The sequence below is a fragment of the Micromonospora sp. DT47 genome, assembly GCF_049844475.1.
Classification (GTDB): Bacteria; Actinomycetota; Actinomycetes; order Mycobacteriales; family Micromonosporaceae; genus Micromonospora.
The window spans coordinates 1-13,140 of record NZ_JBNCLC010000038.1 but is presented as its reverse complement, the minus strand read 5'-3'; the positions used below and the strand labels follow the sequence as shown (position 1 = coordinate 13,140).

At 73.0% G+C, this 13,140-nt stretch carries 12 protein-coding genes and 1 pseudogene; 7 read left to right on the top strand and 6 right to left on the bottom strand.

Annotation, left to right across the window (positions count from 1 at the left end):
* Positions 1 to 58 precede the first annotated feature (58 nt).
* The 5 genes and pseudogenes from rho to ACLQ2U_RS30645 form a co-directional block, all read left to right on the top strand.
* A pseudogene (gene rho / locus ACLQ2U_RS30665) lies at positions 59 to 1,147 on the top strand (transcription termination factor Rho); the annotation flags it as partial.
* A 9-nt stretch (positions 1,148 to 1,156) separates the two neighbouring features.
* Positions 1,157 to 1,633 carry a VOC family protein gene (locus tag ACLQ2U_RS30660; RefSeq protein WP_425754382.1) on the top strand — a complete coding sequence of 159 codons (477 nt, stop codon included), beginning with the start codon at positions 1,157 to 1,159 and terminating at the stop codon, positions 1,631 to 1,633.
* Positions 1,634 to 1,690: 57 nt separating this feature from the next.
* Positions 1,691 to 2,839: a DUF3626 domain-containing protein gene (locus ACLQ2U_RS30655; protein ID WP_425754381.1), complete on the top strand. Its 1,149-nt coding sequence runs from the start codon at positions 1,691 to 1,693 to the stop codon at positions 2,837 to 2,839.
* Positions 2,840 to 3,003: 164 nt separating this feature from the next.
* Entirely contained in the window at positions 3,004 to 3,741 is a 738-nt protein-coding gene (locus ACLQ2U_RS30650) for a hypothetical protein (protein ID WP_425754380.1), read from the top strand.
* Between the two features lie 590 nt (positions 3,742 to 4,331).
* Positions 4,332 to 4,928 carry a hypothetical protein gene (locus ACLQ2U_RS30645; protein WP_425754379.1) on the top strand — a complete coding sequence of 199 codons (597 nt, stop codon included), beginning with the start codon at positions 4,332 to 4,334 and terminating at the stop codon, positions 4,926 to 4,928.
* 79 nt (positions 4,929 to 5,007) lie between these two features.
* Here the strand turns inward: ACLQ2U_RS30645 and ACLQ2U_RS30640 are convergent, their stop codons facing one another.
* Both ACLQ2U_RS30640 and ACLQ2U_RS30635 read right to left on the bottom strand, forming a co-directional pair.
* Complete coding sequence (locus tag ACLQ2U_RS30640) at positions 5,008 to 6,459, bottom strand: MFS transporter (RefSeq protein WP_425754378.1); 1,452 nt, start codon at positions 6,457 to 6,459, stop codon at positions 5,008 to 5,010.
* Positions 6,460 to 6,511: 52 nt separating this feature from the next.
* On the bottom strand, positions 6,512 to 6,748 hold the full coding sequence (locus tag ACLQ2U_RS30635) for a hypothetical protein (RefSeq protein ID WP_425754377.1): 237 nt from the start codon (positions 6,746 to 6,748) through the stop codon (positions 6,512 to 6,514).
* Positions 6,749 to 6,885: 137 nt separating this feature from the next.
* On the opposite strand from ACLQ2U_RS30635, the gene ACLQ2U_RS30630 reads away from it, so the two are divergent.
* The gene (locus ACLQ2U_RS30630) at positions 6,886 to 8,064 is read left to right on the top strand and encodes a geranylgeranyl reductase family protein (RefSeq protein WP_425754376.1); all 1,179 of its coding nucleotides are present in this window, start codon (positions 6,886 to 6,888) and stop codon (positions 8,062 to 8,064) included.
* 245 nt (positions 8,065 to 8,309) lie between these two features.
* Here ACLQ2U_RS30630 and ACLQ2U_RS30625 read toward each other — a convergent pair whose 3' ends face one another.
* Positions 8,310 to 9,344 carry an NAD(P)-dependent alcohol dehydrogenase gene (locus ACLQ2U_RS30625; RefSeq protein ID WP_425754375.1) on the bottom strand — a complete coding sequence of 345 codons (1,035 nt, stop codon included), beginning with the start codon at positions 9,342 to 9,344 and terminating at the stop codon, positions 8,310 to 8,312.
* Positions 9,345 to 9,442: 98 nt separating this feature from the next.
* Between ACLQ2U_RS30625 and ACLQ2U_RS30620 the strand changes: the two genes are divergently transcribed.
* A complete protein-coding gene (locus ACLQ2U_RS30620) occupies positions 9,443 to 9,631 on the top strand; it encodes a hypothetical protein (RefSeq protein WP_425754374.1) in 189 nt (62 codons plus the stop codon).
* 56 nt (positions 9,632 to 9,687) lie between these two features.
* Here the strand turns inward: ACLQ2U_RS30620 and ACLQ2U_RS30615 are convergent, their stop codons facing one another.
* The 3 genes from ACLQ2U_RS30615 to ACLQ2U_RS30605 all read right to left on the bottom strand — a co-directional run bounded on the left by ACLQ2U_RS30615 (position 9,688) and on the right by ACLQ2U_RS30605 (position 12,645).
* Positions 9,688 to 11,481: a bifunctional metallophosphatase/5'-nucleotidase gene (locus ACLQ2U_RS30615; RefSeq protein ID WP_425754373.1), complete on the bottom strand. Its 1,794-nt coding sequence runs from the start codon at positions 11,479 to 11,481 to the stop codon at positions 9,688 to 9,690.
* A gap of 166 nt (positions 11,482 to 11,647) precedes the next feature.
* Positions 11,648 to 12,307: a nucleotidyl transferase AbiEii/AbiGii toxin family protein gene (locus ACLQ2U_RS30610; RefSeq protein ID WP_425754372.1), complete on the bottom strand. Its 660-nt coding sequence runs from the start codon at positions 12,305 to 12,307 to the stop codon at positions 11,648 to 11,650.
* Positions 12,304 to 12,645, bottom strand: coding sequence for a hypothetical protein (locus ACLQ2U_RS30605; protein WP_425754371.1), 342 nt, complete (start codon positions 12,643 to 12,645; stop codon positions 12,304 to 12,306). Before ACLQ2U_RS30605 ends, ACLQ2U_RS30610 begins: the two co-directional genes overlap by 4 nt.
* Positions 12,646 to 13,140 lie beyond the last annotated feature (495 nt).

Here is a 13,140-nt window from a genome sequence, read left to right as displayed (position 1 = left end):
CCTACCCCGCCGGCCCCGGAAGCCGCCTCGCGAAAGGCATCCGATGAACCCTGCACACCTCACGCCGGTCAGCGGCGTGGTCGACCTCGACGACCGGGGCGCGGCCGTCCGCGTCGACGGCTACCTGCCCTCGCCGGGTGACGCGCACCTCTCCCTGGCCCAGGCGCGCCGGCACCGGTTGCGCCGCGGCGACGCGGTCACCGGCGGGGCGCGTGGAGGGCAGTTCGTCCGCCTGGACACGGTCAACAACCTCCCGCCCGAGCAGGCGGGGCGCCGCCCGGAGTTCCACGACCTCACCGCGCTGTACCCGCAGGAGCGGCTGCGGCTGGAGACCGAGCCGCACATCCTGACCACCCGGGTGATCGACCTGGTGATGCCGATCGGCAAGGGGCAGCGGGCACTGATCGTGTCGCCGCCGAAGGCCGGTAAGACGATGGTGCTGCAGGCCATCGCGAACGCGATCACCCGGAACAACCCGGAGTGTCACCTGATGGTGGTGCTGGTGGACGAGCGTCCGGAAGAGGTCACCGATATGTCCCGGTCGGTGAAGGGCGAGGTCATCGCGGCCACGTTCGACCGTCCGCCACAGGACCACACCACGGTGGCGGAGTTGGCGATCGAGCGGGCGAAGCGCCTGGTCGAGCTGGGGCACGACGTCGTCGTGCTGCTCGACTCGCTCACCCGGCTGGGCCGCGCCTACAACCTGGCCGCCCGCCCCGGCGGACGTACCCTCTCCGGGGGCGTGGATGTCGCCGCGCTGGGGCCGCCCAAGCGGCTGCTCGCCGCGGCGCGCAATGTCGAGCACGGCGGCTCGCTGACCGTCCTCGCCTCCGCGCTGGTGGACACCGGCTCCGCCGCCGACACCCTGATCTTCGAGGAGCTGAAGAGCACCGGCAACGCCGAGCTGCGGCTGGACCGTACGCTCGCCGACCGGCGTACCTTCCACGCGGTGGACCTGCGCCCGTCCGGCACCCGGCGGGAGGAGCTGCTGGTGACCCCCGACGAGCGGGAGCGCCTGCGGGCCCTGCGGGGCGCGCTGTCCCAGGTGGACCGGCAGCAGGCGCTGGACCAGCTGCTGCGCCGGCTCGCCGGCACCGCCGACAACCGGGAACTGCTCGCCCGGCTCGGCGCCGCCGCGCGGATCTAGGATCGGGCGGTGAGCATCGACCCGGACGAGCGGCCCCCGGCCGTACGACAGCTGCGCCTCGTGGTGGAGGCGGAGGACTACGAGGCCGCGGTGGCCTTCTTCCGCGACGCGCTCGGCCTGCCCGAACAGGCGGCCTTCTCCGGCGACGGCGACGCCCGGGTGGTCATCCTCGACGCCGGCCGGGCCACCCTGGAGATCGCCAACCCGGCGCAGAAGCGGATGATCGACGAGGTCGAGGTGGGTCGCCAGGTCGCCCCGAAGATCCGGGTGGCGTTCGAGGTGGACGACGCTCCGGCCGCCACCGGTCGGCTGGTGGCCGCCGGCGCGACCGAACTCGCCCCGCCGACCGTCACGCCGTGGCACTCGCTCAACTCGCGCCTGGAAGCCCCGGCCGGACTGCAGCTCACCCTCTTCCAGGAGCTGCGCGATCTCGACGAGCGGGCCACCCTGGACGGCTTCGGCACCGACCGGGAGCGCGCCGGCTGACCTGGCCGGGCCGAAAACGAGGTGAGCGACGTACCCCGGCACGTCCACACTCCTGCCATGCCGCCCGCCGACCTGACCAGCGCCCAGCTCGCCGCCCTGCGGCACGTCCGCGCGACCGCGCTGCGGGACCGTCCGGCCGCGCTGGCGGTGCTCGCCCTGCACCTGGCCGGATCCGGTGCCGCCTACCGGCCCGAGCAGCTGGTCGCCGCGGTCGCGGAGCACGGTCGGCTGACCGTCAACTTCCATCCGGACCGGCTGCTCGCCGACGGCCGCACGGTGGCCGGGGCGCTCGCCGACGAGGGGGCCTACCGCAGCCAGTTCGTCACCGGCATGTCCAACGGCGGGCTCACCGCGTACCAAGGGGGTGACCGGGACCGCTGGGAGGAGCGACTGTTCGGCGGGGCGTACCAGCAGCCGGGGGTGCGCCCGGCGGACCGGCCGGTGTACGGCGGACTGAACCTGCTCGACCACCCGGACGGCGCCTGCCCGCGGTTCGGCTCCTGCCACCTGCGGCTGCGGCCGCAGGTGCTGGCCAGGGCCACCCTCTGCTTCGGCGACAGCCACCTCGGGCCCACCGAGCTCGGCACGGTCGACGTGCCCGAGCCGATCCTGGCCGCCCTGATGGAGGCGACCGCCGGCACCGGGAGCAGCCTGGGCGTCGCCGGGATGGACACGGCCCGCCTGACCCGTACGCTGCTGCGCCGCCGGGAGCGGGAGGCCTGGCGCGCGGGCACGGCCGGACGCGCCCTGGACGACTACGTCGAGGCGCAGGTCCACGGCGGCATCGACCTGGCCAGGGACGTCGAGGCGCTGGTGGTCGACCCGTCGTTCCGCGAGACGGACACCGGGGACGTCCTGGCCGGCATCGCCCGCCGGCACCGGATCGGCCTGCACTTCCACTGCGGGTTCGCACTGCCGGTCGAGGCGATCGACCCCGGGTTCCGGGGTCCGGCGATCCCGCCGCTGGCCGCCCGGGTGCACGCCGGGTTCGCCCGGCCGGGGGAGCCGGTCGACGCCGCGCTGATCGGTCGGGCGGCCGCGTCGGTGGTCCGGGAGCCGCACCGGTGGGCCGACCGTGGGCCGCGGTGGCCGACACTCTCCAGCACCTCAAACAGCTCTGGCACGTCCTGGTCCGGTACGGCACGCCCTGCGCCTGAGCTGCCCGAACGCCCGTTTTCCGCCCTCGCGCACGGGCTCACCGGGTGACCCAGGCCGCAGCTCCAGCGTGCTCCGGCATCTCCGGAATGACCGACACGCGAAGCTGGTTGTGTCCCCCGTACCGCCGGCACGCAAACCCCGGCGGGTGAAGCAGTTTCCCCCGAGGGGCGCTCACACCGGAGCGCTTCGACACGATCGAAAGGGCAACCATCGTGAAGCACGACTTCACTCGATGGCTCCCGGCCATCGCGAAGAACCGCCGGGCCGACTTCACTCGATGGCTCCCGGCCATCGCCAAGAACCGCCGGACCGCACTCAGCATCGCCGGCGTCGCCGCCCTCGGCGGCCTGGCACTCGGACCTGCCGCAGTTGCCGCCCCCGTCACCAGCGGACCGCACGCCGGCGCCGTGGCCGCGATCGACCTGGCCACCGGCAAGAGCCGGGAGAGCACCACGGTCGAGTCCGGGCTGACCATGGGCAGCAAGACCGCGGAAGTCCCGGCCGAGAAGCCGGGCAAGGACAAGCTCATCCCGCACGGCCTGGAGGGTGCCCAGTCCCGCATCCCGCTGGACGACGCCCAGCTCGCCAACGCCAAGGCCATCGTAAAAGAGGCCAAGAAGACCGGCGTGGTGGAGCGCGGCGCGGTGATCGGCGTCGCCACCTCGCTGCAGGAGTCGAAGCTCTACAACCTGGGTCACCTCGGCGCGTACAACGACCACGACTCGCAGGGCCTGTTCCAGCAGCGCCCGTCGTCGGGTTGGGGCACGCCGGAGGAGATCACCGACCCGAAGTACGCCTCGCGGGCGTTCTTCGACGCGCTGAAGAACGTGCCCGGGTGGAAGGACCTGCCGCTGACCGCCGCGGCGCAGACCGTCCAGGTCTCGGCCTACCCGTACGCGTACGCGCAGTGGGAGGAGCAGGCGGCGGACATCGTCCAGCAGCTCTGGTGACCTCCTGAACGACACACGACCGGCCGGTCCCCGTCACGGGGCCGGCCGGTCGTTCTACCTCCCCGATGTCCGGTTCCGGCGGTACGGGCTGGTGGCTCGCCAGGGCGGGCCCGACGGCGGGCTTCGGGTGCGTCTGTTGCTGTCCCGGCGACAAGAAATGCCCTCGAATCCCCCCGGCGAAGCCCACGCCCGTGATGCCCGCGCCCGCGCCGGCGCCGGCGTGGCGTCCCCGATGTCCGGTTCCGGCGGCGCGGACGACCGCCCGGATGACCCGGATCGCCGCCTGTGGGCTGCGCGTCCCGTGACCGGCGGCACCGTCAGCCCGGAATCCTGGCGGGGCCGGGGTCGTTACACCCTCTGTACGACCGCAGCAGCAAAGCCCTTCCGGCCTGGCCGGGCGGGTCGCGGGCCCCGGAATGATGGTGGGCCGGCGGTCGTTACACATGGTCCCGGCGCCGCGAGCCCCCCGCTCGTGAAGCCTGCCGGACAGCAGACTTTCCCCCCTGTGATTCTTTGAGCGCCCCCTCGTGGTGCTTGCCCACGCGCCGACCCCCCTCGGCCGTGTGCCAACCCCCGGATGGAGCATCCTCATGACCACCACCATGCTGCGTAAGAGCATCCTCGGTATCGCTGGTCTGGCCTTCGCCGGTGGCCTCGCCGCCGGCCCCCTGAACCACGCCGACACCACCGCCGCCGTCGACGCCAAGCCGATCGCCGTGGCCGTACAGGCCGACAAGCCCGGCGTGGACAAGGGCAAGCTCATCCCGCACGGTGTGCAGGGCAAGCAGTCCCGCATCGACCTCAACGACGAGCAGACCAGGAACGTGAAGGCGATCATCGCCGCGACGAAGAAGTCGGGCCTGGACGAGCGGGCCGCGGTGATCTCGATCGCCACGGCGCTGCAGGAGTCGAAGCTGGAGAACCTGGGTCACCTGGGTGACCGCAACGACCACGACTCGCAGGGCCTGTTCCAGCAGCGCCCGTCCTCGGGTTGGGGCACGGTCGAGCAGATCACCGACCCCGAGTACTCGACCATGGCCTTCCAGAAGGGTCTCAAGCAGGTCGACGGCTGGCAGGACATGCCGCTGACCGAGGCCGCCCAGACCGTGCAGGTCTCGGCCTACCCCGACGCCTACGCCCAGTGGGAGAAGCAGGCCGCCGACCTCGTCGCCAAGCACTGGAACTGAACCCGCTAAAGACACACATCGCTGGCCGGCACCCGCAACGGGGTGCCGGCCAGCGGCGTATCCGCATTGGGCCAGACGGTCATGGGCTGTCGGAGGGGGCGGACGCGCGGGGGCGCACGCGATGGCTGCGGGCCACGTCCACCACGGCGGCGACCAGCGCCAGCGCGATGATGCCGGTGGCCAGCAGCAGCGAATGCCGGAAGGCGATGGACCACTGCCCGCCGGTGCTCGACAGCGAGGAGAAGAACAGCGCGCCGACCGCGGCGATCCCGGCGGCCGAGCCGATCCGCTGACCGGTCTGCAGCATCCCGGCCGCGCTGCCCGCCTGGGGCACCGGCACCTCCGACAGGGTGAGCGTCTGGTTCGGGGCGATGACCAGGCCGCTGCCCAGCCCGGCGAGCAGCAGCGGCACCGCCGTCAGCAGGGGCACCGACCCGGAGGGCGTACCGCGCAGCATGAACACCACCGCGCCGAGGCCGATCACCACGACGATCAGGCCGATGCCGACCAGCGGCCGGCCGAACCGGTTGACGATCCGGCCGCCGACGGCGGAGGCGAGCGCCGAACCGAGGGCGAACGGCGTGATAGCCAGGCCGGCCACCAGCGCGCTGTACCCGAGGCCGTTCTGCAGGTAGAGCGTGAAGATGAAGAAGATCGCGGTGAACCCACCGAAGTAGACCAGCGCGATCAACGTGCCGAGGGTGTACGACCGCAACGTGAACAGCCGCAGGTCGAACAGCGGCGTCCGCCGGCGGGCGTACCGGTGCTCCCAGAACCCGAATCCGGCCAGCACCACCAGGCCGGCCGGTACGAGCGCCCACTTCCACGGACTCTGCCACTGTTCCCGCTGCACCAGCGGCAACAGCAGGAGCACCACCCCGACGCCGAGCAGCAGGACGCCGACCGGGTCGAGCCGGTGCCGGTCGGGTTGCCCGGTGGGGCGGGTCGGCAGGAGTCGCCAGCCCAGCAGCACCGCCACGATTCCCACCGGGACGTTGACGAAGAACACCCATCGCCAGCCGTGCTGCTCGCCGCCGAGGTGGATGAGCAGCCCGCCGAGCAGCGGCCCGACCGCGGTGGAGATGCCGATGGTCGCGCCGAGCAGGCCGAACGCCCGGCCCCGTTCCGAGCCCCGGAACAGTTGCTGGACCAGTCCGGTCACCTGCGGGTTCACCACTCCGGCGGCGGCGCCCTGCAACAGTCGGGCGGCGACCAGCCAGCCGGGGGAGCGGGCCAGTCCGGCGAGCGCGCTGGTCAGGGTGAACAGGGCGACGCCCACCACGAAGGCGGTACGCCGTCCGTGGGCGTCGCCGAACCGGCCGGCGGACACCAGGATCAGACCGAACGTCAGCGCGTACCCGGAGAGCACCCACTGCAGGTCGCTCGGGCTGGCGTGCAGCGCCCGGTCCATGGACGGCACGGCGACGTTGACGATGCTGACGTCGAGCAGCGTCATGAACGCCGCGACCAGCCCCACTCCGAGGGCCTGCCACCGGCGGCGGCCCCCGGCGTCCGGCGGTGCCGTGCTCACGGCGGTCCGGCGATGACGCACGTCCGACCGCTACCCGGGCCGCCGGCGGCGGTCACGCCATCTGGCGGGCGCACCACCGCGGACCGAAGTCCAGGCCGGCCATCGGTGAGTCCTCCCGGTGCAACAGATCCTTCTCGGTGAGCAGGTGCAGTGGCGCGTGGACCTCCTCCACGGACATGCCCGCTTCTTGGGCGATGAGGTCCGGGTAGGGCACCTGGCCGCGCGTCTCCAGCGCCGTCACCGCCTCGTACACCCGCACCTCGGCCTCCGACAGACGTACCTGCTGCATGGTGACCTCCTTGCCGTGACCCGCCCGTCCGGCGAGCAATCTGGGTACTGCGGCTTACCCGCTGGCTGACCGAGAATGCCCACCCGGACGGGCGGTCGTGAGCGGCCGCTCGGGCCGGGGTGCCCTAGGCTGGCCAGGTGATCATCTGGGATCTCGTCGTCGTCGGCGCCGGCCCCGCCGGGCTCGCCGCCGCCCGGGTCGCCGCCGCGGCGGGCGTCCGGACGCTGGTGCTGGAGCGGTCCACCCACCCCCGCTACAAGACCTGCGGTGGCGGCCTGATCGGCACCTCGCTGAGCGCGGTGGCCGGCCGGATCGAGGTACCGGCGCACGACCGGGTCGACCGGGTGACGTTCACCCGGGACGGGCGACGCGGCTTCACCCGCCGGCACCGGACGCCGCTGGTGGCCATGGTCCGCCGGGAGGAGTTCGACGACCGGCTGCGGGCCGCCGCGGTCGCCGCCGGGGCCGGGGTCCGCGAGGGCGTCACCGTCCGCGGCCTCGACCAGGACCCCGACGGGGTACGCGTACGGCTGGCCGATGGGGAGACGGTGCGGGCCCGGACGGTGCTCGGGGCGGACGGCTCCTCCGGGGTGACCTCCCGGCACGTGGGCGTCCGGTTCCGTCAGGTGGACCTGGGGTTGGAGCGGGAGCTGCCGGTCCCGCCCGCCGTGCGGGAGCACTGGCGCGGCCGGCTGCTGCTGGACTGGGGCAGTGTCCCCGGGTCGTACGCCTGGGTCTTCCCGAAGGGCGACCGGCTCACGGTCGGGGTGATCGCCGCCCGCGGGGAGGGTGAGCGGACCCGCGACTACCTGCGCCGCTTCGTCGACCGGCTGGGCCTGTCCGACGTCGAGGCCGAGCACAACTCCGGGCACCTCACCCGGTGCCGGGCCGAGGACTCGCCGCTGCGCCACGGCCGGGTGCTGGTCGCCGGGGACGCGGCCGGCCTGCTGGAACCGTGGAGCCGGGAGGGCATCAGCTACGCGCTCCGCTCCGGCGCGCTGGCCGGCGAGGCGGTCGCCGGCGGCGACCTGGAACGCTACGAGCGGGACGTACGCGACCAGCTGGCGCCGTCGATGCGGGCCGGGCACCGGCTGCTGGAGGTGTTCGAGCGCCGGCCGGACGTCTTCCACGCGCTGTTGGCCACGCCGGCCGGCTGGCGGATGTTCGTCGGGTTCTGCCAGGGGCGGGCCAGCTTCGATCGGGCCCTGACCCGGGCCCCGGTCCGGGCCGGCCTGGCCCTGCTGGACCGCCTGCCGCCGATGGTTTCCCGCCCCGCGTCGACCCGTCCGGAGCCGGTGACTACCCTGCCCCGGTGACCTGTTGGCCCGGGTCGACCCGACGGCCATGCTGGGGCTGGCCGCGGCGCGACTGGTCGCCCCCACCGACCATCTCTTCGCCGAGCAGGAGGACGACTCTTCGCCGAGCAGGAGGACGACCAGCTGGCCCAGGCTGTCGCGCTGGTCCTCACCCGGCCAGAGCTGTCGGAACGGGACGCGGTGAAGGCCCGGCTGGCCGAGGTGCTGGCGCCGGTCTTCCAGCACGCCTGCCCGCCCGGGGGCGGTCAGGGCACGATGACTGCCCGCCCGTGGATCTCGCCCCGGCGCAGCAGGTCGTACGCCTCCGGGGCGCGCTCCAGGGGGAAGGTCTGCACGTCGGCGGTGACCAGGCCGAGCCGGCCCAGGGCGATCAGCTCCTGAAGCTCGGCCCGGGTGCCCCAGAAGGGGATCACCACATTGGTCTCCAGCGGCATCGTCGGCGGTTCGTCGGCGACCGGCCGGACCGGCAGCGTGCCGCCGCCCAGGCCGACCAGGAGCAGCTGGCCGCCGGTGGCGACCACCGACCGGGCGGTGGTGAGGGTGGGGTCCACGCCCACACAGTCGATCACCACGTCGGCGCCGTCCGGGGCCGGCCCGACGATCTCGCGGATCCGGTCGACCGCCTCCGGGTCGGCCCGCACCACGTGGTGCGCCCCCATCCGGGTGGCCAGGTCCAGCGCGGCCACGCTGGTGTCCACTGCGATGATGTGTACCGCGGTGGTGGCCACGAGGATCTGCACCGCCAGGTGCCCCAGCCCGCCGATCCCGATCACCACGCAGGTCGTCCCGGGGCGCAGCGCCGGGCGGGCGAGCTCGATCGCGTGGTACGGGGTGAGTCCGGCGTCGGTCAGCGGCGCGGCCTGGATCAGGTCCAGGTCCCCTACGTGCAGCAGCCGGGAGGCGGGCACCGCCACGTACTCGGCCAGGCCGCCGTCGCGGCTCAGGCCGATGCCGCCCGGTGGGACCCGGCGGCACTGGTTCTCCCGCCCGCGCAGGCAGGCCCGGCAGGTGCCGCAGCCGATGATCCCGTACACCGCGGCCCGGTCCCCGGCCGACCAGCCGGTCACCCCGGCGCCGACGGTCTCCACGGTGCCGGCGATCTCGTGGCCCAGCGTGATCGGGGTGGGGAAGAGTCCCGGCGGCGCGTCGAGGACGTGCAGGTCGGAGTGGCAGGCGCCGACAGCGCCGACGGCCAGCAGCACCTCGCCGGAGCCGGCGGTCGGGGTGGGGACCTCGACCTGTTCGAGCACCCCGGGGGAGGTCATCCGTACCGCGCGCATGTCGTCCTCCACCTGTCCCCGGCAATGGTCGTTCGGCGGCGCTTACCCCTGACCGTGAGGTTGATGCGGCGGTGGACGGGCGGACGCACAATGCGGGCATGACCGACCCGGAGTCGTTCACCGACGAGGAGTACGAATTCCTGCGGCACGTGCGCTTCGGCGAGTTGCCGCCACGGGTCCGCCCGGACGACCGGGTGGAGTTCACCGAGACCGAACCCCGCCGGGACCGGCCCGATCCGGCCGGCAACCCCGACGAGTGGAACCTCCGCCTGGGGGCGGGCGGTTGACCGTGCGGACGCGGACGGGCCGCGGGTGCACCCGCGGCCCGCCGACGTGGTACGGGTCAGAAGACCGATACGCCCTCGCGCACCAGCGTCCAGTTCGGCACGAAGAAGTCGGCCGGGTTGATCGTCCCCTTCGCCTGCGCCCAGTCGATCAGCAGCTGGCGGATCTCCTGCTGTTCGTTGTAGACCTGGGTCTTGACGATGCCGGGGAAGTTGCCGCCGCCGCTGCGCCGGTAGTTGTTCACCGCGATCACGAATTGCGCGGTGTCCGAGACCGGAGTGTCGGTGCCGGGCAGGACCAGCCGGGTGATCCGCTGGCCGACCGGCTTGCTGATGTCGATGTCGTAGTCGACACCCGAGATCACGTCGTAGTTGTAGTCCGGCACGGCCGGGTCGCTGATGGTCGTCGGGTCGACGGTCGCGCCCACCGGGAGGGTCGTGAAGTACTTCGCCGAGTACTCCAGGTAGGCCTTCACCTCGGCGCCGCTGAGCACCACGGCCTCGAGGGTGTTGTCGAAGACGTAGAGGCCGGCCACGTCGCGGATCCGCACGTCGCCCTGCGGGAAGATCGCGGTACGGCTGAACGGCGCCGCGATCGACAGCACCGGCAGGGACGCGTACGTGCCGCCAGCGAGCGCCGCGGTGACGACCTCGGTCTGGACGTGGTTGATGAAGTCCAGGATCGGGGTGTCCTTGTACCGGGACTCGGCGGCGGACAGCTCCTCGCTGGACTGCGCCACGACCGTGTTGATGTAGTCGACGGTCTTGGCGTGCTGGCCGCGCACGGCCGCGAGCACCGCCGGGTCCTCGACCACGGTGTTGGTGTTCAGCATGGTGGCGCCCTTGGAGAGGACCTTCCAGGTGCCGCGCACCTTCTGCACGGTGAAGTCCATCCGGGTGAGGCGCTGGCCCCACTTGGACGGCTCGGCGGTCAGCACCTGCGCGCCGGTCGTGGTGTTGGTGACGAACCGCTCCACGACCTCGGCGTGGGCGTGGCCGAAGAGGATCGCGTCGATGCCCGGGACCTGCTGGGCGATCAGGGCCACCGGGTTCTCGTTCGGCAGCTCGGGGCCGTAGCTGGAGGTGCCGCTGTCGCCGCCGTGCGCGGAGAGGATGACCAGGTCGGCACCGCGCTCCCGCATGATCGGCACCCACTTGGCGGCGGTCTCGACCATGTCCGGGAAGACCAGCTTGCCCTCGACGTTGGCCTTGTCCCAGATGGCCACGCCCGGGTTGGTCAGGCCGAGGATGCCGACGCTGATGGTCGGGGAGTCCCAGCCGCCGAGCCGGACCTTCTTGATCACGTACGGCAGGAAGGCCGGCTTGCCGGTGGCCTCGTTGACCGCGTTCGCGGCGAGGGCCGGGAAGCCCAGCTGCTCGATCCACTTCGCCAGCAGTGGCAGGCCGTAGTTGAACTCGTGGTTGCCCAGCGTCACGGCGTCGTACCTGAGCACGTTCATGGCGTTGGCCATCGGGTGCGTCTCACCGGTGACGGTGATCGGCTCCTGCTTGGCGTAGTAGGTGGCCAGCGGCGTGCCCTGAATGGTGTCGCCGGCGTCCAGGACCAGGGTGGCCCTGCCCGTGCGCTCGGCGCGGATCTGGTTGACCAGGGTGGCCAGCTTGGCGACGCCGACGTCGTTGTGCCTGCTGTCGTCGTACTCGGCGTCCTTGTAGTAGTCCCAGTTGTAGACGTTGCCGTGGGTGTCCGAGGTGCCCAGGATCGTCAGGTCCCAGGTCTTCGGGCCCACCGACTCGGCCGCCCGCGCGGGGGCGCCGGCGATCAGGGGGGCGGTCGCGGCGGCGGCGGCGACGGCCAGCACCTGGCGGCGCGAGGCGCCGGAGGAGGAGGTCATGACGTGCCTTTCCATGGGGGTGGAAGCGCGCCTCGTGGGCGCCGTTGCGCACCCTAACGACCCTGCTGTCACTCTCGCCACAGCGGCCCGGGATGTTTCACACCACCAGCGCCGTGAGCCACTTCCGCGTAACACCGCCGCCATCTCGTACGCCTTCTCGCCGCCGTCAGCGGGGCCAGGCGGCCAGCCTGCGTCGCAGCGCGGTGACCTGCGCGGCGTCCAGCCCGTACCGGGCGAACCGCTGGTCCGGCACCCGGTCCAGGTAGCGCCCGGCCTCCCGCACGTCGTCGGGGTCGAGCGCCGGGTCGGCCTGCCGGGCCAGCTCCAGCAGTTCGGGGACGGCGTAGTGGTCCAGCGCCGAGGAGACGTCGATGTAGTCGCGTACCTCGCGGCGGTTGACCAGCGCGGCGGTCTTGTTCGCCACCAGGTCGCGGACGTCCATCACCGGGCCGAGGTCCATCACCACCGGGGAGCGGTACCGGTCGAGCCGGGCCAGGCTCAACCGGATCTGCCGGGTGCCCCGGGTGACCACGAAGTCCTTCATGTCCCGGTCGAACCCCTCGAAGAGGCCGCCGAGCTCGCTGTCCGGGTCGGCGTCGGCGACGGCGAATCCGGCGCGCTCCAGCGCCGCGCGGACCTCAGCGGCGGCGGCAGCGGCGGCGCCCTCCACGTCGGCGAAGAGGTCCACGTCCTCGGTCGGGCGGGTGATCAACCCGTGCGCCGCCCAGGCCACCCCACCGCCGAGCACGAACCGGTGCGGCCCGGCCGCGGTGAGCGCCACCCGGGCGACCTCGCGGTAGAAGTCGTGCAGGTGCGGGGCGGTCACGCCGTACGCAGACCGCGGTGCCGGCTCTCCCAGGCCTGCCGTACGCCCCGCGGCAGGTTGAGCCGCCGCCAGACGCGGCGCAGCGTCCGGCCGTTGATCAGGTGCCGCAGGTCCTCGGCGCGGGTGGTCTCGCGCAGCACGTTCTCGTACATCCAGAGCAGCTGGTCGGGGTCGGCGAGGTCGAACGTCCGATCGGCGTGCCACATCAGCCGCACCGGCAGCTCCACCACCCCCCGGGTGGGGCCGGCCAGCTCCGCGAGCGTGCGCGCCACCACGGCGGGTCGACCCGGACGGGCCAACTGGGGCCCGCGGGGCGCGGTGGGGGAGACGGCCTGCATGGTGTCAGGGTAACGCCGTTCCGGTCGCTTTCCGCGAATGGCTTCCGGCTCGTGGGCGGGGATGCGCGCGTGGGCCGCGTCGCCGCCGTCTCCCCTTGGGGTACGAGCGCACGTCGCCGATCGCGTCGGGCTGGCCCGCCTGCCTGCCCCTCCGGTGGTGCTGCTCGGGCGACGACGGACGCACCCGATGCGGGGGATGGGGTCGGTGTCCGGTGCGGCCAGTGTGGGGTCGATGGCGTCGGTGCGCGGATTGTCCGGTTCCGGCTGGGGGTCGGGTGTGCGGATGGCGCGGGCCGGGGTCCGTGTCGGCCGTGTCCCGTGACCGGCGGCACGCTGGCGGCGGAATCGTCGGCGGCCCGGGGTCGTTACACCCTCTGTACGACCGCAGCAGCAAGCCCCGCCGGTCTGGCCGGCAGGGGGCGGGCCCCGGAATGATGGTGGGCCGGCGGTCGTTACACATGGTCCCGGCGCCGCGAGCCCCCGCTCGTGAAGCCT

Bases quoted from the DNA above. Each gene is read 5' to 3' on its own strand.
- ACLQ2U_RS30605 (WP_425754371.1), bottom strand. From the start codon at position 12,645: ATGCAGGCCGTCTCCCCCACCGCGCCCCGCGGGCCCCAGTTGGCCCGT.
- ACLQ2U_RS30635 (WP_425754377.1), bottom strand. From the start codon at position 6,748: ATGCAGCAGGTACGTCTGTCGGAGGCCGAGGTGCGGGTGTACGAGGCG.
- ACLQ2U_RS30615 (WP_425754373.1), bottom strand. From the start codon at position 11,481: ATGACCTCCTCCTCCGGCGCCTCGCGCCGCCAGGTGCTGGCCGTCGCC.
- ACLQ2U_RS30625 (WP_425754375.1), bottom strand. From the start codon at position 9,344: ATGCGCGCGGTACGGATGACCTCCCCCGGGGTGCTCGAACAGGTCGAG.
- ACLQ2U_RS30645 (WP_425754379.1), top strand. From the start codon at position 4,332: ATGACCACCACCATGCTGCGTAAGAGCATCCTCGGTATCGCTGGTCTG.
- ACLQ2U_RS30620 (WP_425754374.1), top strand. From the start codon at position 9,443: ATGACCGACCCGGAGTCGTTCACCGACGAGGAGTACGAATTCCTGCGG.
- ACLQ2U_RS30655 (WP_425754381.1), top strand. From the start codon at position 1,691: ATGCCGCCCGCCGACCTGACCAGCGCCCAGCTCGCCGCCCTGCGGCAC.